Origin of the sequence: Rhizobium sp. P32RR-XVIII (genome assembly GCF_012641395.1) — a bacterium.
Taxonomy (GTDB): domain Bacteria; phylum Pseudomonadota; class Alphaproteobacteria; order Rhizobiales; family Rhizobiaceae; genus Rhizobium.
The window spans coordinates 24,667-48,103 of sequence record NZ_JABAIH010000022.1 but is presented as its reverse complement, the minus strand read 5'-3'; the positions used below and the strand labels follow the sequence as shown (position 1 = coordinate 48,103).

Below are 23,437 nucleotides of genomic sequence, written 5' to 3'. Positions count from 1 at the left end.
GGACCATATCCATGGCCAATATTGTCATCGACCGCATTCGCAAGAGCTTCGGGTCCTTCCAGGCGCTGAAGGAGGTCTCGCTGACGATCAACGACGGCGAGTTCGTCTCGCTGCTCGGTCCGTCCGGCTGCGGCAAGACCACGCTTCTGCGCATCATCGCCGGCCTCGAAACCGCCTCCGGCGGCGATGTACTCATCGGCGACAAGTCGGTTATCGGCCTCGCTCCAAAGGATCGCGGGCTTGCGATGGTCTTCCAGAACTATGCCGTTTTCCCGCACATGACCGTATACGAAAACGTCGCCTTCGGCCTTCGCATGCAGAAGGCCGAAGATACGCGGATCAAGGCGCAGGTCGAAAAGGCTGCCGGCCTCTTGCATATCGAACAATATCTCGACCGCTACCCGAACAAGCTCTCCGGCGGCCAGCGCCAGCGCGTCGCCGTCGCCCGTGCGCTTGCCGTCGAGCCGAAGGTTCTCCTGATGGACGAGCCGCTCTCCAATCTCGACGCGCTGCTGCGCCTCGAAATGCGCACTGAACTCAAGACTGTCTTGCAATCGGCTGGCACGACGACGATCTACGTCACCCACGACCAGACAGAGGCCATGGGCCTTTCCGACCGCATCGCCGTCATGCATGGCGGGGTCGTCGAGCAGGTCGGCTCGCCGGTCGACGTCTACAATCATCCCGCAACGCGTTTCGTCGGCGGCTTCATCGGCAACCCGCCGATGAACTTCATCAAGGTGCCGGTCTCGAACGGCCGGGTGGCAGCGGGTGCCGAACAGCTTGCTGCGCCGCAGGAGACTGGCAATGAAGTGATCCTCGGCCTGCGTGGCGAGGCGGTGGAACTCTCGCCACTGCCGCAGGGCCTCGAAATGAAGGTGCGCGTCGCCGAGCCGATGGGTTCGCACCTGCTTCTGACCGGTTCGATCCACGACCAGCCGGTGCGCGTCATCCTGCCAGCCTCGGAAACCGTGAAGAGCGGCGATCTGATCGGCCTCAAGCTCGATCAGAAGCGTATCACCTGGCTTTCGCCCGAAAACGGCAAATCCTTTCCGGCCGTTTTAGCCTGAGATACCGGAGTACCCGAAATGAACATGCATATCGACCAGGCCAAGCGCATCCTCGTCTCAAACGACCGCGGCGGTTATACCGTGCCGACCGACCGGCTCTATCCCTTCCAGTGGAACTGGGATTCCGCCTTCGTCGCCATGGGGTTCGCCCTCTATGACACCGACCGCGCCTATCGCGAGCTGGAGCGGCTGGTCGAAGGCCAGTGGGCGGACGGCATGATCCCGCACATCGTCTTTCATCAGCCAAGCGACACCTACTTCCCTGGCCCGAACGTCTGGCGCACCAGCCACACGATCCCGACCTCCGGCATCACGCAGCCGCCGGTCTTTGCGATCGCGCTCCGCAAGCTGCACGAGGCCGCAGGTGACACGGCCCGCACCCTGCCACTCTACGAGGCGGCCCTGAAGTGGCACCGCTGGTGGTATTCCGCCCGCGATCCGGAAGGCACCGGCCTGATCGCCCTGCTCCACCCCTGGGAAAGCGGCAGCGACAATTCTCCTGCCTGGGACGTCGCGCTCGCCCGCGTCCCGACCACCACCGACACGCCGGTGGTCCGCAAGGACACCGGCCACGTGAACGCTTCGATGCGCCCGCGGAATGAGGACTACCAGCGCTTCATCCACCTGGTCGATACCTACGCCGCCTGTGGTTGGGACCCCGCCAAGCAGTGGCAGAAAGCCGCGTTCAAGGTCGCCGAGATCCAGACGACCTCGATCCTGCTGAAGGCCGGCGAAGACCTGGAAGTTCTCGCCCGCGAACTCGGCCGCACGCAAGACATCGCCGAGATCGTCGCGTTTAACGCCAAGACAAGGAAGGCGATCCTCGCCCAGTGGCGTCCCGCCCTCTCCCGCTTCGTTTCCCGCGATCTCGTATCGGGCCAGGACATCGAAGCGGCGACCCAGGCGGGCTTCATACCTCTCCTCTCTCTCGATCTCGAAAAGCCCATCACAGATTCACTGGTCGAGGAGATGAAGGCGTGGTCCAAGGGCCTCAAGGTCGCCTTCCCGACCACCAAGCCGGGCATTGCAAGCTGGGAGCCGAAGCGCTATTGGCGCGGTCCGGCCTGGGCGATCATCAACTGGCTTTTGATCGACGGCCTGAAGCGCAACGGCAACCCGGATGCGGCCGAGGAACTGCGCAAGTCAACGATCTCGGCGATCGAGGCGGAAGGCTTTGCGGAATATTTCGATCCGGTGACGGGCGAAGGCTGCGGCGGTCTCGGCTTCTCGTGGACGGCGGCGGCCTATATGTGGCTGGCAAAGGCATAGAGGGATCGCTTTTGTGCGTGGCGACGGGCATAGGCTCAAGCCGCCAGCGGCCGCGCCGTAGCCGCCAGCGGCCGCGCCGTTCTTCTCCGCATGCTTTCATGCGCATACTCGAAATATCTCAAGGCTGGTCTCCCAAATGAAGAATGTGGAACCACCACTCGGAGTTTGGTCCGCGTTCACGCGAACAGAATGAACCGCGAATTTCTTGAGGAAAGGAATTATGCCGATGAGCGTTGGTGCGGGGATCGGAGAGTTTTCGGACTCTGATCTTTGATGCCGTCGTTTACGAGGTGGTTGCAATGCGACGGATGGATTTCGGGTGTGCGCACGCAAGCATCCGATTGAGAACGGCGCAGCCGATGGCAACCTCGGTCTGTTGCGCTCCGAAGGTTCGTGCGCGCAATCGGCCACCGATGATCGACTTGTAGCGACCGATCGCGGCCTCGACCAGCGAACGCTTGCCGTAGCCACGGCAGGCCCGGCCAGCCAGACGCTCGTCGTCTCGCTCTACTATTCCGTGTTCGCGGCGGGCGTGAGAGCCGGCCAGTCCATCGATGCCATGGCCGTTATCTACACAGTCAGTTCGCTCGTCTCGTTGATCGTCGCCCTACGCTTCGTCAACCCGACCCAGATCGTTGCGCGCACTCGCAAAAGCGATCTGGGCGGCATAAACTATGCCTTTATAGGCCGATGTCACGTTATCTCGTCAATGACCAAAGAGGGCGTGGTTTTGCGAAATCAGGCAAGCGTGCCGGTCACGGCTTTCGAGTGGGCCAGGGCGCGGACATCCGCCATGGTGGCAATCAGGCGTATTATGCGGCCGGCGCCGACCGCGTGCAGATGCCGCCGTTTGAAACCTTCCGTGACGCCGCGTCCTATTACGCCACCCTCGCCCATGAGGTGACGCACTGGACGAAGCAGCGGCGCCGGCACTGTAACGTTAACCGGTCGGCCATCGAAATGTGAAATCTGGCGGCATGACCAGATCTGCTCGTGATCCCCTTTATCGCCGTCACCGGTTTCCCGCTCAGGTGATTGCCCATGCGGTTTGGCTGTATTTCCGGTTTCCGCTCAGCCTGCGGATGGTCGAGGATATGCTGGCAGCCCGCGGGATCATCGTTTCCCACCAGACCGTGCGTCTGTGGGCGGAGAAATTTGGCAGGCACTTTGCAAACGACATCCGGAGGCGCTCAGCCGGAAAGCTCGGCGACAAATGGTACCTCGATGAGGTCGTCATCACCATTCAAGGAAAGAAACACAGGCTTTGGCGCGCCGTGGATCAGGAGGGCTTTGTTCTCGACGTTCTGGTGCAAAGCCACCGCAATGCCAGGGCCGCAAAGCGTCTGATGCGAAAGCTTCTCAAGGGTCAAGGCCGTTCACCGCGTGTGATGATCACTGACAAGCTCCGATCCTATGGCGCGGCGAAGTGCCAGATCATGCCCGGCGTCGAGCACCGTTCGCACAAGGGCCTCAACAATCGGGCGGAGAATTCTCATCAGCCGGTCCGACGACGCTAGAAGATCATGAAGCGCTTCAAGTCAGCGCGACAGCTCCAGCGTTTCGTGTCCATCCACGATCCGCTCGCCAACTTGTTCCACATTCCCCGACACGACATTTCATCTGTCCATCATCGCAAACTGCGAGCAATTGCCATGCAAATGTGGACTGCAATCGCGCGCATCGAAGCCGCCTGAGCCAATGCTATCCTCCATGATTCCGGCCGGGAAACATTAACTTTACAGTGCCCTGGCTTTGCCGAATGTGGATGGGTTTCAGTCCGTGCGGGGATCGGTCCTGCAATCGATTTGTCGTGTCGCAGGAGATGATCGCCTCGCGGTTTGTCTGGCTCCCGTCGATGACAACACGCTCCGGCCTGCCATGACGACCCAGCGCCTGTCTGAGGAACCGCTTGGCCGCCGGTAAATCGCGATGTTAACTGAAATGGAATTCGACTGTGCCATCGACGCTGTCGATGGCACGATAGATACAGCCATTGCCCGCGTACCTTGATATAGGTTTCATCCATGTGCCATTTTCCGGTCACCGCGCGATTGCGCCGGTTGAAGCGCTTCAACAACAAGGCAGCGATGGATCGTCGAGTGGTCGATGCTGAGGCCGCGCTCTGCTATCATTTCCCGAAGATCGCGTAGGCTCAGCCCGTAGGCCAGACACCAGCGAACGCACAGCAGGATGACAGATGGGTCGAAGTGACGGCCTTTGAACATTTGAACTCTCCCGAAGCGCCGGGCAGACGATGCCACAAAGCCATTACCGAAAAATTTGCAACAGAGCCTTGTCGAAGGACCGCCTCTACGTCTTTGAAGCGGAACACGGTGGTGCGATAGGGCTGTCTGCTTCCCGGCACCCAATGCCCGGATAGCTCAGGTGATAGCCCAGCATCTCGACCTTCTCAGGGGCCGCGCGATCCAATTTCTCCTTGCGGACTCGGGACGCCTTTGTTCGTGTCATCGCGGGCGCCGACCATGTATTGCACGAGTTCCTCCATGTTCGTCTCAGAGGTTACTTTCTCGGTCACCTTACGCCCGCGATGCATGACAATGAGGCGATCGGTAACTGCGAACGCATCGGGCAGAGTGTGCGTGATCAGGATCACCGGCACGCCACGCTCGCGCAGCTTGCAAATGAGCTCAAGCACCTTCTGCTGCTCAGGGACGCCAAGATTGTTCGTCGGCTCGTCCATGATCATGAGCTTAGCGTCCCAGTAGACCGCCCGTGCAATAGCGACCGCCTGGCGCTGACCGCCAGACAAGCTCTCGATCGGCTCTATGAGGCTGGGAAAATGAATGTGGAGGGAATCGAGCGTCCGGCGTGATTCGCGCAGCATGTGTTGGTCGTCGAGCGTCTTGATCAGCCCGGCCAAACGACGTTTTTTCACCTCGCGTCCGAGAAAGATATTGGCGCCCACATCGAGGTTGTTAGCGAGGGCGAGGTCCTGATAGATGGTTTCGACGCCGTGGCGGCGGGCGTCGATCGGATGCGAAAAGTGTGCGCGCTTGCCTTCAAAGAACATCTCGCCTTCGTCGGCGTGGTAGACGCCGGATATGCATTTGATCAGTGTCGACTTTCCGGCCCCGTTGTCTCCGAGAAGGCCCACGACTTCGCCACGATTGATCTCGCAGCTCACATTGTTCACCGCAATCAGGCCGCCGAAGCATTTTGTGATGTTCCTGACCGAGAGAAGCGGCTCAGTCATGTCTCAGCACTCCTCCGGTGACGACCAGCAATCAAGTCGCGGGACTGGTCGATCAGCACTGCGACGATTACGACCGTTCCGACCACGATGAACTGAAAGAAGGCCTCCACGTTGAGCATCACCAACCCCGTCGTCAAGAGCGCGATAATAAGCGCCCCGATCACCGTCCCCATCACGGTTCCGGCGCCACCGAACAGACTCACGCCGCCGATGATCACCGCCGCGATGGAGGACAGAAGAAGGGGATCGCCGATGACCGCAGAACCGGCGGTGAACCGAAGCGTCGACAGGAAACCAGCTATCCCTGCGGTCGAAGCCGAAAGGATGTAGAGCTTTATGATGTGACGATTTACCGGGATACCGGTACGCACGGCCGCTTCCATGCTGCCGCCGATTGCGTAAGTATGTCGGCCGAATTGGGTTTTGCGAAGAAGGAACATGGCGCAAGTGACGACGCAAGCGGTCACGATGACGGGATAGGGTAGGATCGTGTCCATCCGGCGCAGCAGGTCGCCGCTCACATCCGGCCGTTTGAGGAAATAGAGGCCGCCGCCTTCACCCCGGATGTAGTATAGGAGCGCGTCATTGCCGTAAGCGCGAATTCCCGCCGGCAATCCGATCACCGTCGTGTTCTCGGACATAAGGTAGGCGACGCCACGCACGATGAACGAGGTGCCGAGCGTCACGATGAACGCCGGAACCTTCAGCTTGGCGATGATGACACCGTTAATGAAGCCGACCACCGCTGCGCCGCCCACGCCCGCGATCAGTCCGACCAGCACCGAAGGAAAGAGCGGCACCCCGCCATCGAATGCCCAACGAATAGCGAGTGCCGAAAGGACCGAGGCGAGGCTCATAACCCATCCGACCGACAGATCGATGCCGGCGCCGATGATAACAAAGGTCTGGCCTAATCCGAGAAGCAGCACCGGAATGATTGCGACCATAATGTTCTGGGAATTCCGGATGGTTAGGAAATGAACCGCACCGCCGCTGACCAGCGGCACCGTTATGACGAAGAAAAGGACCATAAGAGCAAGGAAGAGCCACGCCCAGATGCGGCTAGCCAATAGAGCGAATCGCTGCGCAGGCGTCCGCATACCCGAGGGCTTCACCCCGGCGGGCAAAACTATTCTCGACCCGCGATCGGTCACGTACCGGTTTCCTCGAAAATATGGAACAGTGAATAGGAACCGAAATCAAATCGAGGGCACCGTGCAAAAGCACCCCTACTCTAATCCACCCCGACGATTTTATTTCCCCGGAACTTGATAGATGAAGCGAGCGATGCTCGGGTCCTTTACGTTCTCCTTGTCAATGATGGCAAAGCCTGTCTCAACGCGGCGTGGCAGGCTGGTCACCCCGGCCGCGTCGGCTACCGCAAATTGCACCGCCATGTAGCCCATATCGTAGGGCTTCTGTGCCAGCACCAGCGTAACCACGCCCTTGTTCATCAACTCGATGGCCAGCTTTGTTGCGTCATAAGCAACGACCTGGACATGACCGCCGAGGCCCGCATTTACGACCGCAGCGCCCGCCCCCTGCGCGCTGAAGACGTTGGTGCCGAACACGCCGCCGAGTCCGGGTTCGCGTTCGAGCACCGCGGCGGTCTGCTGCGTGGCTTTGTTGGGGTCGTCGAGATTGTAGTCTGGTCCGAGCACCTTGATATTCGGGAACTCCTTCTCCATCACCTCTTTAAAGCCCTTTTCGCGGCCTTCAACGGAGCTGACGTTGGGGTTCGTCGAATTGATATAAACAGTGCCTTTCCCACCGATTGCCTTCGCGAGCCCGCGCGCTGAGATACGGCCGCCCTCCGTATTGTCCGAACCAATGTAACTGATCGGGAACTTCACCGGGCCGTTGACATAGTCTCCATCGCCGAGAAAGGTGTCAACGGTGATGACTTTGATGCCCGCGTCGACAGCTGCCTTCAATGGGCCGACCATCTGATCCTTGTCGGTCGGCGCGGTAACGATGTAGTTCAGGTCGCCGCGGGCAACCATCGCATCGAGGATCGGCGTCTGAACATCGACGCCCCAAGTCGGCGGGACCTGCGTGACGACGTCAACCCCGAGGTCCTTCGCGGCAGCCTCAACCCCGATCTGCATGACCTGATAGAATGGATCGACGACACCCGGAAGGAAGCCGATCTTGATTTTCGCGGCAGCGTGGGCGCCGTGTGACGCAATGGCCAGAGCCAGTGCAGCCGCGACTGCAAACACTGCTTGTTTCCGCAGCATTTTTCTCTCCTCCCTTCGACTGCCCTTGGCGGCGAAAATCAGACGGAGGAATCCGTTGCAATGCTGCATGGTTTGAAGCGCTTATCGCTGATTGCAGGAAGCCGAGCGTTTGATTGTGTCCACTCGATAAGTCTCTTCAATGATAGCGCCGCAACGTTCCGTCGTCGCCGCTCAGGGCCATTTAACCTGTAACGCATGCAATGATACGCACGTATTATAGCATGGATCAGCAAGATCCTGCATTTGATCTTTGGCGCCGGCCTTGTGCTACTCTGGCTGAGTTGCCGAATTCGGCTTGGAGATCAGCAGCCGGGCGAATTGGCGCATATTGGTCACCTCGGCTACGGGTGAACCGCTTCCCGCCATCGATATCAGAGATCGCCGCCGTCGGCGGACTTGCTTGGTCTCAATTTCCTCACTGAAACAGCTGTCAGCCTATTTTACCCATCCATCCACCTTTACGGGTGCGATTTGGCGAGATCAATCGATACCTGATAAGATGCGCGTATGCAAGTAAGGCACTGAAATACAACAGATGTTAGGCATATTGATACTCGGCGAGGCGCGCTTATTTGCGATTCCTGTGCGTGTCCGGCGGGGGCAAAGTCAAACAGTCAAATCCCCAAGGCCTAAACGTCATAATAGAGAACAAACTCGTATGGATGCGGGCGCATGCGTATCTCCGTGATCTCGTGCGAGCGCTTGTAGTCCACATAGGTCTCGACGACGTCCGTGGTGAACACGTCTCCCGCAAGCAAGAACTTGCAGTCCGCCTGCAGCGCATCGAGAGCCTCGCCGAGCGAGGCCGGTGTCGACGGGATTGCGGCGCGTTCTATCGGCGGCAGATCGTAGAGGTCCTTGTCGATCGGATCTCCCGGATCGATGCGGCTGCGGGTGCCGTCGAGGCCGGCCAGGAGCATGGCGGCGAAGGCCAGATACGGATTGCAGGAGGGATCCGGGCAGCGGAATTCCACCCGCTTGCTCCCGGGGTTGAGCGAGTACATCGGGATCCGGCATGCCGCGGAGCGGTTGCGCCGCGAATAGCTGAGATTAACCGGCGCTTCGAAACCCGGCACGAGCCGCCGGTAGGAATTGACGGTCGGAGCGCAGATGGCGAGCAGTGCCGGCGCGTGCTTGAGCAGCCCGCCGATATAGTAGCGCATCACTTCGCTGGAGCCGGCATAGCCGTCGCCGGCAAAGATCGGGCGATCATCCTGCCAGATGCTCTGGTGGACGTGCATGCCCGAGCCGTTGTCGCCAAACAGGGGTTTCGGCATGAAGGTTGCGGTCATGCCGCGGCTGCGCGCGACATTCTTGACGACATATTTGTAGATCATCACGCTGTCGGCCATGCGCGTCAGCGTCGCAAAGCGCATATCGATCTCGCCCTGGCCGCCGCTCGCGACCTCGTGGTGGTGTGCCTCGACCTCGATGCCAATTCGCTCGAGGAGCGTCACCATTTTGGTGCGGGCGTCCTGAAGGGTGTCGGCAGGCGGGACGGGGAAGTAGCCCTCTCTCGGGCGCAGCTTGTGCCCGAGGCCAGTTCCACCCCTCGACTTCCAGTTCGCCTCGACGGCGTCGATCTCGTAGTAACCGTAGTTGGTGCCCTGATCGTAATGGACCTCGTTGAAGACGAAGTGCTCGAGTTCCGGGCCGAAATAGGCCGTATCGCCGATACCCGTCGCCTTGAGATAGGTTTCGGCCTTCTGTGCGATAAAGCGGGGGTCCCGGCTATGGGGTTGGGCGCTGACCGGGTCGAGAATATTGCAGATCAGGACGAGTGTCGGCGCCTCCGTGAACGGGTCCAGGAACGCGGTGGTCGGATCCGGCACGACGAGCATGTCGCTTTCCTGTATTTCCTGGAAGCCCCGGATGGACGAGCCGTCGAAGCCGATGCCATCGGTGAAGCTGTCCGCTCTGATGGCGCCCGGCGGCACGGAAAAATGCTGCCACAGACCGGGAAGGTCTGCGAACCGCAGATCGATCATCGCGATCTCGCCGTCCTTGATCGTCCGGAGAATGTCATCCGGGCTGGCGTAGCTATTGGAAGACATCGCCGCCTCCCTTCCTCATATCCATCCGTCGACCCGAGGCCGGACCGAGATTGCGCCGTCGACCCTTCTTCCGCCGATCGGGTGCAGCATCACTCGATCAGCTGCCCGTGGGCGTGGGGCCTCGGTTGCGAGCGCTGAAATTCACACGAAGCGGCTCCCGCATGAGCCGCCCGAACTGTGCCTGGCTCATATGGACGAGGGTGGTGTGATCGCCGCCCTCGAAGTATACCTCCGGTTGGGCGCAGACGTGGTCGTCGATGACAACGTCCAGCCCGTAGCACTCGCCGATCGGGGGAACAGCGCCGTGTGCGCAATCCGGGATCAGCTGATCGAGCTCATGCTCTGTGACGAGTGTCACCTCCTCGCCTAGTGCTGCTTTAAGTTTCCTGAGCCGCACATGGTGAGGGGCCGGCAGAATCACCAGAAGATAGCCGTCGCGTCTGCGCAGCACGACGCCTTTGGCCAGGCAGCGGGCCGCGATGTGGCAGGCGCGCGCGGTGGCCATCGATGATCTGGTCGGCCTGTGCTCGACCAGATCGTACTCGACGCCCTTGCGATCGAGATATGCCTGGAGTGTCAATGCAATGGTCACAATCCCACCCTCCGGGCGAGACCTTCCATTGTGAGGCCCCATGCTTGCGCCTCACAATTCTCAGCCGTCTTATAACACGTCACGGGCTCTCGCGTTCCAACCGTTCAATATGCGGCGAAGGTGCGGGGCGCAGCGCGGATCTGCGCACAGGCGGACCTTGCGGTCTCCCGCTGCCCGATCCGGTACCGGCTGGCTTCATCGCCGAACGCATTACGTGCATTGATCATGAGACCTGCATCCTGCTTTCCGGAGGCAGTGCGACCGCGGCTTGTCCAGCGTGCGGACGAATGTCGCGGGTTTTGTTGCAAATTTGAGGCGGCCGCGAAGTCAGCCGATGGTCACGGCTGCTCTGAAGGCGCCGGCCAGGTTTTCGAACGGAAGCGTCGCCTTAACGGATGCGGTGGTAGTTGCTGGCATGACCAAGTTCCCGCCGACCGATCTCGCACCTCATCGTTATAAGCGCCACCGCTTTCGGGGTCGGTCACGGCCTTCCAGTTGCGCCATGGCGTGGATATAATGGACGTGGGTGGCGAGAGTGGAACGTTTGTGATGCGGTGAGGAAGAAGAGATTCCGAAGTGCCGAGAAGAAAGAGACAATCATTTTCGCAAGCGTAGGTGAGAGTTTTCCGCCCGGCCGTCGAGGCCGTTGTGCGATCGATGCTCGGCAGCTGGCAAGATGTCTCGCTTTGCCCCGCGGTATGAGCGCGGTTTGTCGGTGATGATACGCGTTGACGTGAGGCCTTGAATTCGCTGCGGCCATTGTCATTCCGCCGCGTGCTAAGGCGGTCGAACCGGCCGGCGATAGCCGTCCCGGCCAAAGGGATCAGCATGTCGCCGCAATCAACAGAGACGGTCAAATGAAATGGCAGGCTTCCACCGGCTACGACAAACGCGCGCTGGTCGACCGCCATCGCGCGATACAGGCCATCATCGGCCGGCGTCTGCGGGCCAGATCGCTTACCGCTCGGCAGACGGAAGAAGCCATCTGCTGCGCCGTCATCAACCGCATGCTTGCCTGCGCACGCCCGAAATCCGTCCGCCGCAATGGAACGACCACATAGACAGCCCCACCAAAGACCGGCATCCGCCCAAGTCCCGATCCCCGCACCAACGCTTCCGGGGACACGATCTCCAGCTCACCAGATGCAGGCTTGCAGCCCTGCAGGAATCGGTCAGGATACGGACACGAGCCGGGCCGCCAGGCGCACACCCGAATGGGCGTCGAACAGAAAGCCTCGATCGAGCGGAAACTGCACGGCAACGGCCTTGTCGAAGTCGATGTCGTAATACCTTGGCATCTTGACTGACAGGCTCTCCTTGCCCACCACGAGCGTGACCAACGTCACGTCGCCGGTAGGTTCAGCGGCGTAGACCGTAGCATCGAACAGACCAGCGCCGGGCTTGATGATGTCGGCGTCTTCCGCGCGGAAGCCCATGACCACATCCTTGGCCATGGTTCCCTTATCTGCTGCCACCGGCAGGCTCACAACGTGGCTCTCGAAGCGATTGTTCTCGATCCGCCCGCGCAGGAAATTCATCGGCGGCGAGCCCATGAAGCCGGCGACGAACAGGTTCGCCGGGCGATCATAGACCTCGCGGGGGGTGCCGATCTGCTGCAGCGCACCGCGGTCCATGATCGCAACGCGATGCGCAAGGGTCATGGCCTCGACCTGATCGTGGGTGACGTAGACGGTGGTCACCCCGAGCTGGTGCTGCATGCGCTTGAGCTCGGCGCGCATGAAGCCGCGGAGCTTCGCATCGAGGTTGGAAAGCGGCTCGTCCATCAGGAAGGCCGAGGGCCGCCGCACGATGGCCCTTGCCAGGGCCACGCGCTGACGCTGGCCGCCGGACAGCTGGCGCGGGTACCGGTCGAGGAGATCCTCCATATGGACCTGCGCAGCAGCGTCGCGGACAGCGAGCTCCCGCTCCTGCTTCGACACACCACGGACCTTCAGCGGAAAATCGATGTTCTCGGCGACGGTCTTGTGCGGATAGAGGGCATAGGACTGGAACACCATCGCCACGTCGCGGTACTTCGGCAGTATGTTGGTGACGTCGGTATCGCCGAGCACTACCTGCCCCGAATCGGCGGTTTCCAGGCCGGCTATGATCCGAAGCCCGGTAGTCTTGCCGCAACCGGAGGGCCCGAGCAGCACCAGAAACTCACCCGGCGCGACGTCGATGCTGAGATCCTTGACGACATGAACCGCACCGAACGATTTGTTCAGGCTGCGCAGCGACAGCCGCTGCGCTCGATGACCGGTGTCGATGCCCCTCGCTTCCGCGTTCATCCCTTCACCGCCCCCAACAGTATCCCCTTGGAAATGAAGCGCTGAAGCACGAGCGCCATCAGTACGACCGGAATGATCATGACGATGATGACCACCGCCATGCTCCACCACAGGATGCCGCGCTCGCCCGCATTCATGGCGGCGACCAGGATAGGCATGGTCTGCGCATTGGACGTCGAAAGGAACAGCGACAGCAGATACTCGTTCCAGCACAGGATCAGCACCAGCAGCGTCGTCGCCGCCAGACCGGGCTTCGCCAAGGGCAGGATGATCTCGACAAAGGTGGTAAAGCGGGTGGCGCCGTCGAGCTGCGCGCTCTCGTCGAGGTCGGTCGGGATGGTGGCGAAGAAGTCGTACATCAGCCAAACGACGATCGGCAGGTTGACTACCGTGTAGGCGAGGATCTGCGCGATGTGGGTGTCGAGCAGCCGAACGCTCTGAAACATCATGTAGATCGGAATGACGGCGACGATCGGCGGCAGAATGCGCTGCGAGATCATCCAGAACAGGATATCTCCATTCCCCAGCGTGGCCCTGAAATGGCGACCAACGGCGCGGACGAGAACGAAGAAGACCGCGAGCGCAACGGCAAGCGACAGGCGCCAGTCGACCCCCCAACGGCCGACCACGACCGCCATCGCGACCAAGGAGAGAACGAAGAGAACGATCGTTGCGAATTTGGGCTTGTACTGAATCCGCTCCAAGGCATAGGCGGCCATCGAGCCGATGGTGACGCAAAGGGCTGTGGCGAGAAGCGCGATGATGATCGAGTTGATGTAGGCCCTCAGCGTGTCCTCGTAGTCGAAGACGAACAACTCGCGCCATGCATGCAGGCTCGGCGTGAAGTCGACCCAGGGCAGGTAGACTGGGCCGGCGTTGACGTCGGCTGGCAACTTGAACGACGTGATCAGAAGCCAATAGAGTGGAAACAGGACGAACACCGCCCAAAGGATCAGGAGGCCGTAGACGATGACGGCCGTGGCCGGCGCCATCTCCTTGATCGACTTCGGCTCGAACCACCGCCTGAGCAGGGATCTGCGGGGTGACATCCGGATGTCTTGCGTGATCATGCCGGCCTCAATTGCTTGACGACGAGGAGGTTGAAGAAGGAGACGCACAACACCACCGACACGAACAGAAGTAGGTAGGCGATCGCCGCAGAATCCCCGAGATTCAGCGCCCGCCATGCAAAGAATGAATGAAGCGTCATTGACTCGGTCGCGATGCCGGGGCCTCCGGATGTCATGATGTTGGGGAGGTCGACCAGCTTGAAGGCCTCGATGATCCTGATCAACATCACCGTGGCGGCAACCGGTGCAATTTGCGGCCAGGTTATTTCCTTGAACACCTGCCAACCGCTGGCACCGTCGACCTGGCCGGCCTCCACCTGATCACGGGAAACATTCTCAAGCGCCGCAAGCAGGATGACGAAGATGAACGGGATCCATTGCCAGGAATCGCCGATCACGATGAACAAGCGAGCAGTCCAGGCATGGTTAGCCCAGCCGAAGTCACCGAGGCCGATCCAGTGCCAAACCGGCGAGAAAGGACCCTTGGTCGTGTCCGCCAGCATGCGGAAGCTGTAGCCGATGCCGATCGGCGTTATCATCAAGGGGATGAAGAAGACGACGCGGAAGAAGGTCCGGCCCTTAATCGGCTGGGCGCAAAGAACGGCGAGGCCAAGGCCGATCAGGAACTGGATGGTGCACCCGACGAGCACGTAAAAGATGGTCACGCCGAGCGTGCCGAACGGATTGCCGCTGAACAGCGTCGCGGAAAAAAGAAGCGCCAATCCGAATCCCACGCTGGCGGTGATCAGCCGGCCAATAAAGCCGAGGATCGCGAAGCCGCGCCTGGCGTAGCGGTAGAGCCACCAGATGAGGCCGGCCGCGCTCGCGATCGTGACGATCCAGCCAAGCAAGCTGATGCTGGTGAAGGTCCCGAGGAAATGGAACTGCTCGGTGCCGAACAACTGCTTCCGGAAGTTCCTCAGGCCGGCGAACTGGACCTGATAGGAACCGGCCCTGAGGCGAATGTTGGAGAAGGCGAGTACCAGCGACGCTATCGTCGGGAATACCGAGAAGATGAGAATCATGATCACAGCGGGGGCGATGAAAAGCTGGCGCGAATGGCGGTCGAGCCACTCGTTCAGCCTCGCCCTCGTCGTGACGGAAGCATTGAGGCCGGCCGGGGCGACACGCCCCAGCTGACTAGTTGTCGTTGGTCCAGTACCGGAGGTCACTGACTCTCAACCCTCAGTTGGTGATGCCGAGCGAGGACTTGTACAGGTTTTTCTGCTTGTCCCGGCCCAAACGCTCGGTGATCTCTTCCCAGCCGGTCTCGACGTTCGTCACCGCCTCTTCAGCAGTGATCTCGCCGGCAAGGAATCGAGCGAGCTCGCGGTCAAGCACGACACCCTGATACTCGGCGGTCCCCGGGATCTTGAGGTCCGAGGCCATGTTCGGGTTGTTCAGGCTGTCCTTGATGGCGCCAAGATAGTTCTTGGCTGACTCCTCTGTGAACCCGGCCTTGATCCACGGCTCGAGATTGTCGAGCTGCGAGTTGCGGTACGGGTTGTAACCAGTCCAGCCTATCGTCACGTCGACATTCGATTGGGCCGCCTGGTTCATGTAGGACAGGAAGTCATAGCCGGCCTGTTTCACCTTGTCGTCAGCCTTGGCGTTGATACCGCCGGTCCAGCCACCGAACGCCGCGAACGGCGAGTAGTTGATGCCGTCGATCGCATGCGGGCAACGGGTGGCATCGCAGTCGACGAGCTTGCCGGTGGCCTTGTCGAGCACCTTCTTGGTGCCCATCATGACGGTAGCGCCCATCTTGTTCTTGATCGCCTTGCCGCCCGGGTCGAGAGAAAGGGGGCCGATGTCGCCCCAGTCGATGGCCAATGCACAGCGACCAGTCGTGACGAGCGCCCGGGTGTCACCGATGTCGTGGTTGAGCTCATCGGGTGGTCCGAATTCGCCGTTCTTCTTGTAGATCTTGAAGGCCTCAGCCCAGGCTTCGTTTTTGACCAAGGGCTTCATGGTCGCGGGATCGAAGAACATGCCCTCACCGGTGCCCTGAGTCTGAACGTAGGCGGCAGCGATCGACATAATGGCAAAGTATGACTGCGCGTTCCGCTTCTTGAACATGCAGGAGCCGAAATCCGGCTTGCCGTCGCCGTTCAGGTCCTTGCCGTTGGTCGCTGCAGCAACCGCATGATACTCGTCCCAGGTGCGCGGCGGCTTCAAGCCCATCTGATCCAGAATGTCCTTGCGGTAATAGACCATCTGGAAGTCGCCATCGACCGTGATCAGATAGGTCTTGCCGCCGACCTTCTGGTTATACTCGCGGAAGAATGGAGCAATGTCGTTGATGTCGATCTTGGTGTCCTTCGCGACATAGTCGGTCAGATCCTGGAGTAGACCGGCGTCGACATATTCGGGCGCCCAGCTCGAAGCAAAGACGCCGACGTCGACGGAGTTGGTGCCGGTCGCCCAGTCGGTGAGAAGTTTCTGGAACAGCTCCGCGAACGGGACCTCGGCGACCTCGATCTTTGCCCCGGTCATCTCGGTGAATTCCTTGCCGCGCTCGACAAGACGCTGGGCAATAACCGGTCCGGGCCGGGTCATGATCCTGACCGTGACGCCGTCATACATTTTCTGCGCTGCCGCAGGCCCGCTCACCGCGACACCGGCCATGGCCATTGCACCGAGAAGGAGTGGGCTCAAAAGTCTTCCAACGTGGTTCATTCGTTACCTCCCTTTGTTGGTTCGCTCGCCCTGATGTCATTGATTCCTACGCCAATGCCTTTTCACGGGCCTAGATACCGTCGGGCCTCGATATGGTTAGGCTAGCCGTGTCTTTCGCCTGGCGGTTCCCCTCCTGACAGTTGTGGTCTTCGAGCCGTAAGCCTGTCCTTTCGCCGATCCTCCATCAAGGCCAGGTTGGCTCGACTCGTTAAGCCGCATATTCGGTTACTCCCTTTGCAAGGCGGGGCAGCTGCACCAGCTTGCCAAGGATTCCGAACCGGGTCGCGCCGGAAGCAGCGGGTATGTTGTTGGCGAGCTGGTTGACCGTGGCGTAGGCAAGCGTCGCAAACTTGATCGCTCCCTGAACTGCGCCGGAACGCCAAACTCGTCAGATGTCGTCAGGCGCCGACCTTTCGGCATGTATTCCCGCAGCCTACTCATCAGGTAATGATTCCGGGTGCCTCTGCCGCTGGCCATGATCACCGATATTTCGCTCAGCATTTTGACGTTGTCGGTGATCGAACGCGTGATCGCGTACGCGGCAAACTCGGTCAAAGTCGCCAGCAAATCCCCTGCCGAAAGATGACTGAACTCCTCCATCTGGCGGTCGAGATAGGAGGAGCCGAGGTCGAGACGCCAGGCGCTCCGCGGGATCGGTCGCTTGAAGAACTGTGCTCTTTCAATCTCGCCATCAGCATGTCGGCGACCTTGCCCTTGGAGGCGACTTCGCCGTCCTTGTCATAGGGCCTACCCAGAGATTGTAGAACAACTTCGCAGGTAGCGTGAGCAAATTTGTGAATATCTATTGGGTTACGCAGGTTGCGTCGTGCGACTCTCGATGAATTGCTGGAAACGATCGGGCGCAGGGTCAAGGCAGGGGTTGGGGCAAAGCCGGTGCACACCATGATATCGCCAACTGTATACCATTTGCGTATCAGCAATCCGGCGCTTCTGCTCGCGATCCTTTGAAAGGATGGTGCTCGCTTTGAAGAGAGTCGAACCGCAGGCCTATAAATTCGATTCTGTGGCGTGGAAGTTGGAATGTCCGCTTTTGTGCAAAGTAGAAATGTCACTTTCGGCCGCTACACGGCACGACGAGCAGCCCCGATCTGACCGGCTGATCCGGTTGCAAGATCAGATCGGGGCGGGTGGGACACACCCTTCTGCAGGCCGCCGACAACATGCGCATCGCGACGACGACACTGGCTGATGATGTAGCCGCTTGCCATCCCACTGTTATTCCTCCTATGTTTGAGCCAACGCTAAAAAAAGGAATCGGAAATGCCGAACGGGACAGTGAAGTTCTTCAACCAGACCAAGGGCTTTGGCTTCATCCAGCCGGATGATGGATCGACCGATACGTTTGTTCATATCTCCGCCGTCGAGCGGTCGGGTCTTACCACCTTAAGCGAAGGCCAGAAGGTCAGCTACGAGGTTGTTCAGGATCGCCGATCAGGTAAATCGTCTGCCGAGAAACTGAAGCTCCTTTAGATTTAAAGAGAGACAGGCACGTCAGGAAAGAAGAAGCGTTTTCACACGACGCGGTTCTGCTCTTCCTCTGTCCCCTCGCCGTGGGCAGGCTCCGCGACTAAGACGGCCGGACGCTCATGAAAATCTCCGCCTTCCCGTCCTTCGACAGACGGTAGACATCGTATGATGCTTGGGGATCGTTTCCCATTCCAAGTGATCCTGCTGGCATCCTTGGAACCATTACGCCTGCAATATCCAGGCGCTTGCTCAAAACTGTTTTGACTGCCTGCAACGGAACGTGCCCATCGAAGAAATAAGGACCGGAGACGGCTGTATGGCAGCCCTGCAACTCCGAAGGAATCTTGTATTTCGCCTTGATGGCGGTAAGGTCGTCGGCAGCTTTCACTGTGACAATGAAGCCAGCGCTGGCCATCGCGTTCGCCCAGGCTTCGCAGCAGCCGCAGTTCGGGTCCTTGTACACGGTCATGCTTTCACCCGCCGCCCGCGCTGTTCCGATCCACGACATCGATCCAGCGGCAACGACGGAACAGAGGAACTGTCTTCGTTTCGACTTGGTTGTCCTTTTGGGAGGTGTCCGGAGACGGAAGCAGAGCCAAAGGCGACCATCGTGCCGGACTTCTCGACGTCAGAATGGTATTATCGGAGTTAAGTTTGTGGGTCGTCAAACCACGTTTCGGAGAGCGCTTGCCCCGCTTACGGGACAAGCATCTGTCTCAGCGGAAGAACACATATTTTACAAGCGCTGCGATCACCAAAACCATGATTGCGGTTCCGATAAGCGCCGCAAGACCCATTCCCCACATCATCCCGCTGCCCATCATATCATTCATCATGACACCTCCTTTCACTCGGCCGCTTCCCTCAGGGCGTCGGAGCCAGCCTCAACGTCGAGGAGCGGAAGTCCTGCGTTGGCGCGTAGCTGCCAGCCGTTCACCAGCCCATAGATCGCCGGGATCACCACCAAGGTGAGGAGCGTCGAGGAGATCATGCCGCCGATCATCGGCACGGCGATGCGCTGCATGATTTCCGATCCGGTCCCAGTGCTCCAGAGGATCGGCACCAGTCCCGCCATGATGCGACAACCGTCATCATCTTCGGCCGGACGCGTTCGACCGCCCCGATCATAATCGCCTGATGAAGGTCGGTTTTGCTGAACTCGCGTCTCTCCGTCTCGCACATCGTTAGCCGTTCTCTCAGATAGATCAGCATGACTACGCCTGTTTCGGCCGCGACCCCAGCTAACGCAATGAAGCCGACGGCAACCGCCACGGAGGCGTTGAAACCGAGCCACCACATCAGCCAGATGCCGCCGACTAGCGCGAACGGCAGAGACAGCATGACAATCATCGTCTCGGTCAACGCCCTGAAGTCCAGGTAGAGCAGCAGGAAGATCAGCGCCAAGGTCAGCGGCACGACGATCATCAACCGGGCTTTCGCACGTTCGAGATACTCGAACTGCCCGCTCCAGGCGACGGAATAGCCTGCTGGCATCTTCACGTTCTTGGCGACCGCCTGTTGGGCTTCAGCGACGTAGCCACCCAAATCACGATTGGCGATATCGACGAAGATGTAGACGGCAAGCTGACCATTCTCCGTGCGGATCGTGGTGGCTCCGCGCGTGAGCTTGACATCGGCTATCTCTCCCAGAGGGACAGTGCCACCACCAGGCAGCGATACCTGCACGTCGCGGGCAATGGATTGAGGATCACTTCGGTAGGCTCGTGGATATCGGATGGCCACCCCGTAGCGCTCCCGTCCCTCGACTGTCGAAGTGACGACTTCAGAGCCGAGGGCCATGCTGATGACATCCTGAACGTCGTTAACTGTTAAGCCATAGCGGCCAAGAGCATTTCTGTCGGGAACGATGTCGAGATAGTAGCCCCCGATGACCCGTTCAGCGTAGGCGCTGGAGGTGCCAGGGATATTTTCAGGACGCTTTCGATTTGGCGAGCAACCTTTTCTGTCTCGCCAAGGTCGGCACCGTAGACTTTGACACCTACAGGGGTCCTCGTACCGGTCGACAGCATGTCGATACGGGCGCGGATCGGCATCGTCCAGGCGTTTGAGACCCCGGGAAACTGCAGGGCGGGCGTCCATCTCCTGCTTCAAGCTGTCGGTCGTCACACCTGGCCGCCACTGCGACTTCGGCTTGAGAGGGCTCTGTCGCAAACCGCGCAGTAACGGTGGTTGGAGAATGAAAGCCTTTCAACGGAGGAGAGGATTCATGTTCAAAGGCCGCCATTTTGACCGCTCAGTGATTCTGCTCTGTGTCCGCTGGTACCTGGCTTACAATCTCAGCCTGCGCGATCTGGAGGAGATGATGATCGAGCGCGGATTGAGCGTCGATCATTCTACGATCCACCGCTGGATCATCCACTTCGCGCCCCTGTTGCTCGAGCAGTTCAATCAGCGAAAGCGGGCCGTCAGCGGCAAGTGGCATATGGATGAAACCTATATCAAGGTTCGCGGTCGCTGGATGTATCTCTACCGCGCCATAGACAATGTTGGCGACACGGTGGAGTTCTTCTTCAGCGCGCACCGCGATCTGTTGGCGGCCAAGCGTTTTGTCCGGAAGGCCATGAAGCGTCATGGACGTCCGCAACGCATCGTTATCGACGGCAGTCATACCAACCGCGAGGCAATCATTGCCTGCGATGCCGAGAGCCGATTGCAGGATCGATCACCGCGGCCACTGAGGCCGATCCGCATCCGGCAGAGCCAATATCTCAACAATCGGATCGAGCAGGATCACCGGAGCATCAAGCATCGGGTTCGCTCGATGCTCGGCTTCAAGTCCACGGCCACAGCCGCCACCATTTTGTCAGGCATCGAGATGATCCACATGATGCGGAAACAACAGGCGAGGTTCGCCTACGATCTATCGCCATCGCTCGCCGCCCAGTTCGAAATCCTTGTTGGATGAGCATAGACCGGATCGTATTTCGTATCCCCAATCCAAGTTTGCGACGGAACCACCGGTGACCGCCCTCAACGGAACGCGTTTCCTGCCCGATGCGACGATTGAATCCTCGCTTGAAGGCTTCGATACGCTGCTGATCGCGGGAAGCCCGGGCATCCGCAAATACGAGAACCATCCGGCACTGGTGCAATGGGTGCATCGCGAATCCCGGCATGTGCGGCGCGTCGGCTCCGTCTGTACAGGGGCGTTTTTACTGGGTCATGCGGGATTGCTGAACGGCCGCCGCGCAACAACGCATTGGAACTCGACAGGACGGCTTGCGGAATTGTTTCCGGCGGTCCGATTGGAGCCGAACACCATCTACGTGAAGGACGGGCCGATCTATACGACCGCCGGCGTCACCGCGAGCATGGATCTTGCACTGGCCCTCGTCGAAGAGGATTTTGGGCGCAGCACGGCCCTGCGGATCGCCAAGGAATTGATCCTGTTCCTCAAGCGTCCCGGCGGCCAATCGCAGTTCAGCATTCATCTCGATGCGCAGGTCGCCGAGATCGGCCCGATCCGCGACATTCACGAATGGATTCTCGACAACATCTCGGAGGATCTCTCGGTGGGAACGCTGGCCGCACGGCTCGCCATGAGCAGCCGCAATTTCGCGCGGCTGTTCAAGCGTGAAACCGACATGACACCGGGCGACTATGTCGAATCCGTGCGGGTGGAGGCCGCCCGCCGTATGATCGAGGAAGGCGACACACCTTTGAAGAAGGTGGCACGGTTGTGCGGCTTTACCGATCAAGGGGCGCTTCGCCGGGCCTTCGTGCGGCGGATCAATGTAACGCCGGTCGAATACCGCCAGCGCTTCCGGCCGCCCGAGATCCCAGTGGCGCAGTTCACGCGCATCCCCGCGCATAAGGAAGATCTCGCCTCGCCGGCAAAGCCGCCAAGTCCCCCACGCGGCAGTTAGTGAGTGGCTTTCGCCGGCATGAAGAAGTATCCGCCACAGGTGCAGCATGGACAAAAATCGAATACTCAAGGCGCTTTCCAATCCCGTGAGACTTGAAATGCTGACCTGGCTGAAAAAGCCCGAAAAGCACTTTCCGGTGCGGGAATTCCCATTAGAGCCAGGTATTTGCGCTGGCGAATTCGAACGCTCCGGCCTTCCGCAATCGACTGTCTCCTCTCACCTCGGCGTGCTTCAACGCGCCGGCCTCGTCTCCACCAGGCGAGTAGGCCAATGGGTCTTTTACAGCCGCAATGAGAAAGCGGTCGCCGATTTTCTTGCCTGCCTGCGACGGGAAATTTAGGTCGCCGGCGCCGAGCGCCCATGCCGCTACGACCATCAGCCGTCCAGTGGATCCAGCAAAAACATTGTTCATTCTCTCAATCCCATTGAATATAGTGTATATGCACCATAGATGTGAGTGTATCGGAACGCTGGAAGTGTACCGGGCTATCTCGGCTTCGCACCGAGCATCAGAAACTGGCCAGCCTATGTTGCATATGCAACACCTATATCCGGAAAGGAAATCGTAATGAGCATGCTCGTAAAGGCCGCCGCTGTTCAGATCAGCCCGGTGCTCTATAGCCGTGAAGGCACAGTCGAAAAAGTCGTCAGGAAAATTGCAGAACTCGGCGAACGGGGCGTTCGGTTCGCTACGTTCCCTGAGACCGTGATCCCGTATTATCCATATTTCTCCTTCGTGCAATCGGCCTATGACATAAAGGTCGGCAAGGCATATCAGCGTTTGCTTGATCAGTCGGTGACGGTGCCGTCGGCCGCCACGCAGGCGATCGGCAACGCCTGCAGGCAGGCCGGGATGGTCGTATCGATCGGCGTCAACGAGCGCGACGGCGGCACGATCTACAACACTCAATTGCTGTTCGATGCCGATGGCACGCTCATTCAGCGTCGCCGCAAGATCACCCCGACCTTTCATGAAAAGATGATCTGGGGACAAGGCGACGGTTCGGGCCTGCGCGCCGTCGACAGCGCGGTGGGCCGCATAGGCCAGTTGGCATGCTGGGAGCATTACAATCCTCTGGCCCGCTATGCCCTGATGGCCGACGGCGAGCAGATTCATTCGGCGATGTATCCCGGCTCCTTCGCCGGAGAGATTTTTGCCGAACAAATGGCGGTCAACATTCGCCAGCACGCGCTCGAGTCCGCTTGCTTTGTCGTGAATGCCACGGCATGGCTCGATCCTGATCAGCAGGCCCAGATCGTTGAAGACACGGGTTGCCATATCGGTCCGATCTCGGGCGGCTGCTTCACGGCGATTGTTTCGCCGGAAGGCATGTTGATCGGCGAACCGCTCCGCGCTGGCGAAGGTGAGGCGATCGCCGATCTCGATTTTGGTCTTATCGACAAACGCAAGCAGTTGATGGATTCGCGTGGCCACTACAGCCGTCCCGAACTGCTGAGCTTGCTGATCGACCGCACCCCCACTGCGCACGTCCATGAGCGATCTGCACATCTCGGAGCCGCGGCATCCCATTTTGAAGGGGTCACCGAAGTACTGCAGCAGAACGTCTCGTAGGGAAGCAAAT

The 23,437-nt window shown here is 59.7% G+C and carries 18 protein-coding genes and 8 pseudogenes; 11 read left to right on the top strand and 15 right to left on the bottom strand.

The genetic code is table 11. The features are described from left to right. Nucleotides 1–11 precede the first annotated feature (11 nt). Together HGP14_RS31220 and HGP14_RS31215 are read left to right on the top strand one after the other, a co-directional pair. Nucleotides 12–1,070, top strand: coding sequence for an ABC transporter ATP-binding protein (locus tag HGP14_RS31220; protein WP_168833707.1), 1,059 nt, complete (start codon nt 12–14; stop codon nt 1,068–1,070). Nucleotides 1,071–1,088: 18 nt separating this feature from the next. Then, nucleotides 1,089–2,339 carry an MGH1-like glycoside hydrolase domain-containing protein gene (locus HGP14_RS31215; protein WP_168833706.1) on the top strand — a complete coding sequence of 417 codons (1,251 nt, stop codon included), beginning with the start codon at nt 1,089–1,091 and terminating at the stop codon, nt 2,337–2,339. Between the two features lie 283 nt (nt 2,340–2,622). On the opposite strand, the pseudogene HGP14_RS31210 reads toward HGP14_RS31215, so the two are convergent. Then, a pseudogene (locus HGP14_RS31210) lies at nt 2,623–2,811 on the bottom strand (IS5/IS1182 family transposase); the annotation flags it as partial. Here HGP14_RS31210 and HGP14_RS31205 point away from each other — a divergent pair. The 3 pseudogenes from HGP14_RS31205 to HGP14_RS31195 form a co-directional block, all read left to right on the top strand. Then, nucleotides 2,797–2,997, top strand: a pseudogene (locus HGP14_RS31205) (ABC transporter permease); the annotation flags it as partial. The pseudogenes HGP14_RS31210 and HGP14_RS31205 sit on opposite strands and share 15 nt — an antisense overlap. 119 nt (nt 2,998–3,116) lie before the next feature. Continuing rightward, nucleotides 3,117–3,269 (top strand): annotated as a pseudogene (locus HGP14_RS31200) (zincin-like metallopeptidase domain-containing protein); the annotation flags it as partial. 47 nt (nt 3,270–3,316) lie between these two features. Further along, nucleotides 3,317–4,033: pseudogene (locus HGP14_RS31195) on the top strand (IS6 family transposase). Between the two features lie 52 nt (nt 4,034–4,085). Here the strand turns inward: HGP14_RS31195 and HGP14_RS31190 are convergent. The 7 genes and pseudogenes from HGP14_RS31190 to HGP14_RS36875 all read right to left on the bottom strand — a co-directional run. Beyond that, nucleotides 4,086–4,564: pseudogene (locus HGP14_RS31190) on the bottom strand (IS6 family transposase); the annotation flags it as partial. Between the two features lie 185 nt (nt 4,565–4,749). Continuing rightward, a complete protein-coding gene (locus HGP14_RS31185) occupies nt 4,750–5,553 on the bottom strand; it encodes an ATP-binding cassette domain-containing protein (RefSeq protein ID WP_168833705.1) in 804 nt (267 codons plus the stop codon). Further along, nucleotides 5,550–6,623: an ABC transporter permease gene (locus HGP14_RS31180; RefSeq protein WP_168833704.1), complete on the bottom strand. Its 1,074-nt coding sequence runs from the start codon at nt 6,621–6,623 to the stop codon at nt 5,550–5,552. The genes HGP14_RS31185 and HGP14_RS31180 overlap by 4 nt, the downstream gene beginning before the upstream one ends. Before the next feature lie 183 nt (nt 6,624–6,806). Next, nucleotides 6,807–7,793: an ABC transporter substrate-binding protein gene (locus tag HGP14_RS31175; RefSeq protein WP_168833703.1), complete on the bottom strand. Its 987-nt coding sequence runs from the start codon at nt 7,791–7,793 to the stop codon at nt 6,807–6,809. Nucleotides 7,794–8,422: 629 nt separating this feature from the next. Then, nucleotides 8,423–9,847: a type I glutamate--ammonia ligase gene (gene glnA, locus HGP14_RS31170; RefSeq protein WP_168833702.1), complete on the bottom strand. Its 1,425-nt coding sequence runs from the start codon at nt 9,845–9,847 to the stop codon at nt 8,423–8,425. 97 nt (nt 9,848–9,944) lie between these two features. Continuing rightward, nucleotides 9,945–10,427 (bottom strand): aminoacyl-tRNA deacylase, encoded by a 483-nt coding sequence (locus HGP14_RS31165; protein WP_246704692.1) that lies wholly within the window; start codon nt 10,425–10,427, stop codon nt 9,945–9,947. Nucleotides 10,428–10,918: 491 nt separating this feature from the next. Then, nucleotides 10,919–11,183, bottom strand: a pseudogene (locus HGP14_RS36875) (IS6 family transposase); the annotation flags it as partial. Between the two features lie 5 nt (nt 11,184–11,188). Here HGP14_RS36875 and HGP14_RS31160 point away from each other — a divergent pair. Further along, nucleotides 11,189–11,500: pseudogene (locus tag HGP14_RS31160) on the top strand (IS5/IS1182 family transposase); the annotation flags it as partial. 111 nt (nt 11,501–11,611) lie between these two features. Here the strand turns inward: HGP14_RS31160 and HGP14_RS31155 are convergent. The 5 genes from HGP14_RS31155 to HGP14_RS36870 form a co-directional block, all read right to left on the bottom strand. After that, nucleotides 11,612–12,730 carry an ABC transporter ATP-binding protein gene (locus HGP14_RS31155; RefSeq protein WP_168833700.1) on the bottom strand — a complete coding sequence of 373 codons (1,119 nt, stop codon included), beginning with the start codon at nt 12,728–12,730 and terminating at the stop codon, nt 11,612–11,614. Continuing rightward, nucleotides 12,727–13,800 carry a carbohydrate ABC transporter permease gene (locus HGP14_RS31150; RefSeq protein ID WP_168833699.1) on the bottom strand — a complete coding sequence of 358 codons (1,074 nt, stop codon included), beginning with the start codon at nt 13,798–13,800 and terminating at the stop codon, nt 12,727–12,729. Before HGP14_RS31150 ends, HGP14_RS31155 begins: the two co-directional genes overlap by 4 nt. Next, nucleotides 13,797–14,972: a carbohydrate ABC transporter permease gene (locus tag HGP14_RS31145; RefSeq protein WP_168833698.1), complete on the bottom strand. Its 1,176-nt coding sequence runs from the start codon at nt 14,970–14,972 to the stop codon at nt 13,797–13,799. Before HGP14_RS31145 ends, HGP14_RS31150 begins: the two co-directional genes overlap by 4 nt. Before the next feature lie 13 nt (nt 14,973–14,985). Then, nucleotides 14,986–16,479 carry an ABC transporter substrate-binding protein gene (locus HGP14_RS31140; protein ID WP_168833697.1) on the bottom strand — a complete coding sequence of 498 codons (1,494 nt, stop codon included), beginning with the start codon at nt 16,477–16,479 and terminating at the stop codon, nt 14,986–14,988. A 225-nt stretch (nt 16,480–16,704) separates the two neighbouring features. Beyond that, complete coding sequence (locus tag HGP14_RS36870) at nt 16,705–17,163, bottom strand: anhydro-N-acetylmuramic acid kinase (RefSeq protein ID WP_168833722.1); 459 nt, start codon at nt 17,161–17,163, stop codon at nt 16,705–16,707. A gap of 597 nt (nt 17,164–17,760) precedes the next feature. Between HGP14_RS36870 and HGP14_RS31130 the strand changes: the two genes are divergently transcribed. Next, the gene (locus tag HGP14_RS31130; RefSeq protein ID WP_168833696.1) at nt 17,761–17,970 is read left to right on the top strand and encodes a cold-shock protein; all 210 of its coding nucleotides are present in this window, start codon (nt 17,761–17,763) and stop codon (nt 17,968–17,970) included. Between the two features lie 97 nt (nt 17,971–18,067). Here HGP14_RS31130 and HGP14_RS31125 read toward each other — a convergent pair whose 3' ends face one another. Then, nucleotides 18,068–18,475: a DUF411 domain-containing protein gene (locus HGP14_RS31125; protein ID WP_168833695.1), complete on the bottom strand. Its 408-nt coding sequence runs from the start codon at nt 18,473–18,475 to the stop codon at nt 18,068–18,070. A gap of 339 nt (nt 18,476–18,814) precedes the next feature. Continuing rightward, nucleotides 18,815–20,124: pseudogene (locus HGP14_RS31120) on the bottom strand (efflux RND transporter permease subunit); the annotation flags it as partial. A 70-nt stretch (nt 20,125–20,194) separates the two neighbouring features. Here HGP14_RS31120 and HGP14_RS31115 point away from each other — a divergent pair. The 4 genes from HGP14_RS31115 (at nt 20,195) to HGP14_RS31100 (ending at nt 23,427) form a co-directional block, all read left to right on the top strand. Then, nucleotides 20,195–20,893, top strand: a complete 699-nt coding sequence (locus HGP14_RS31115) for an IS6 family transposase (protein WP_168833694.1) — start codon at nt 20,195–20,197, stop codon at nt 20,891–20,893. Between the two features lie 55 nt (nt 20,894–20,948). Continuing rightward, complete coding sequence (locus HGP14_RS31110; protein WP_312862233.1) at nt 20,949–21,854, top strand: helix-turn-helix domain-containing protein; 906 nt, start codon at nt 20,949–20,951, stop codon at nt 21,852–21,854. A 46-nt stretch (nt 21,855–21,900) separates the two neighbouring features. Then, the gene (locus tag HGP14_RS31105) at nt 21,901–22,194 is read left to right on the top strand and encodes a helix-turn-helix transcriptional regulator (protein WP_168833693.1); all 294 of its coding nucleotides are present in this window, start codon (nt 21,901–21,903) and stop codon (nt 22,192–22,194) included. Nucleotides 22,195–22,422: 228 nt separating this feature from the next. Then, a complete protein-coding gene (locus HGP14_RS31100; RefSeq protein WP_168833692.1) occupies nt 22,423–23,427 on the top strand; it encodes a nitrilase-related carbon-nitrogen hydrolase in 1,005 nt (334 codons plus the stop codon). Nucleotides 23,428–23,437 lie beyond the last annotated feature (10 nt).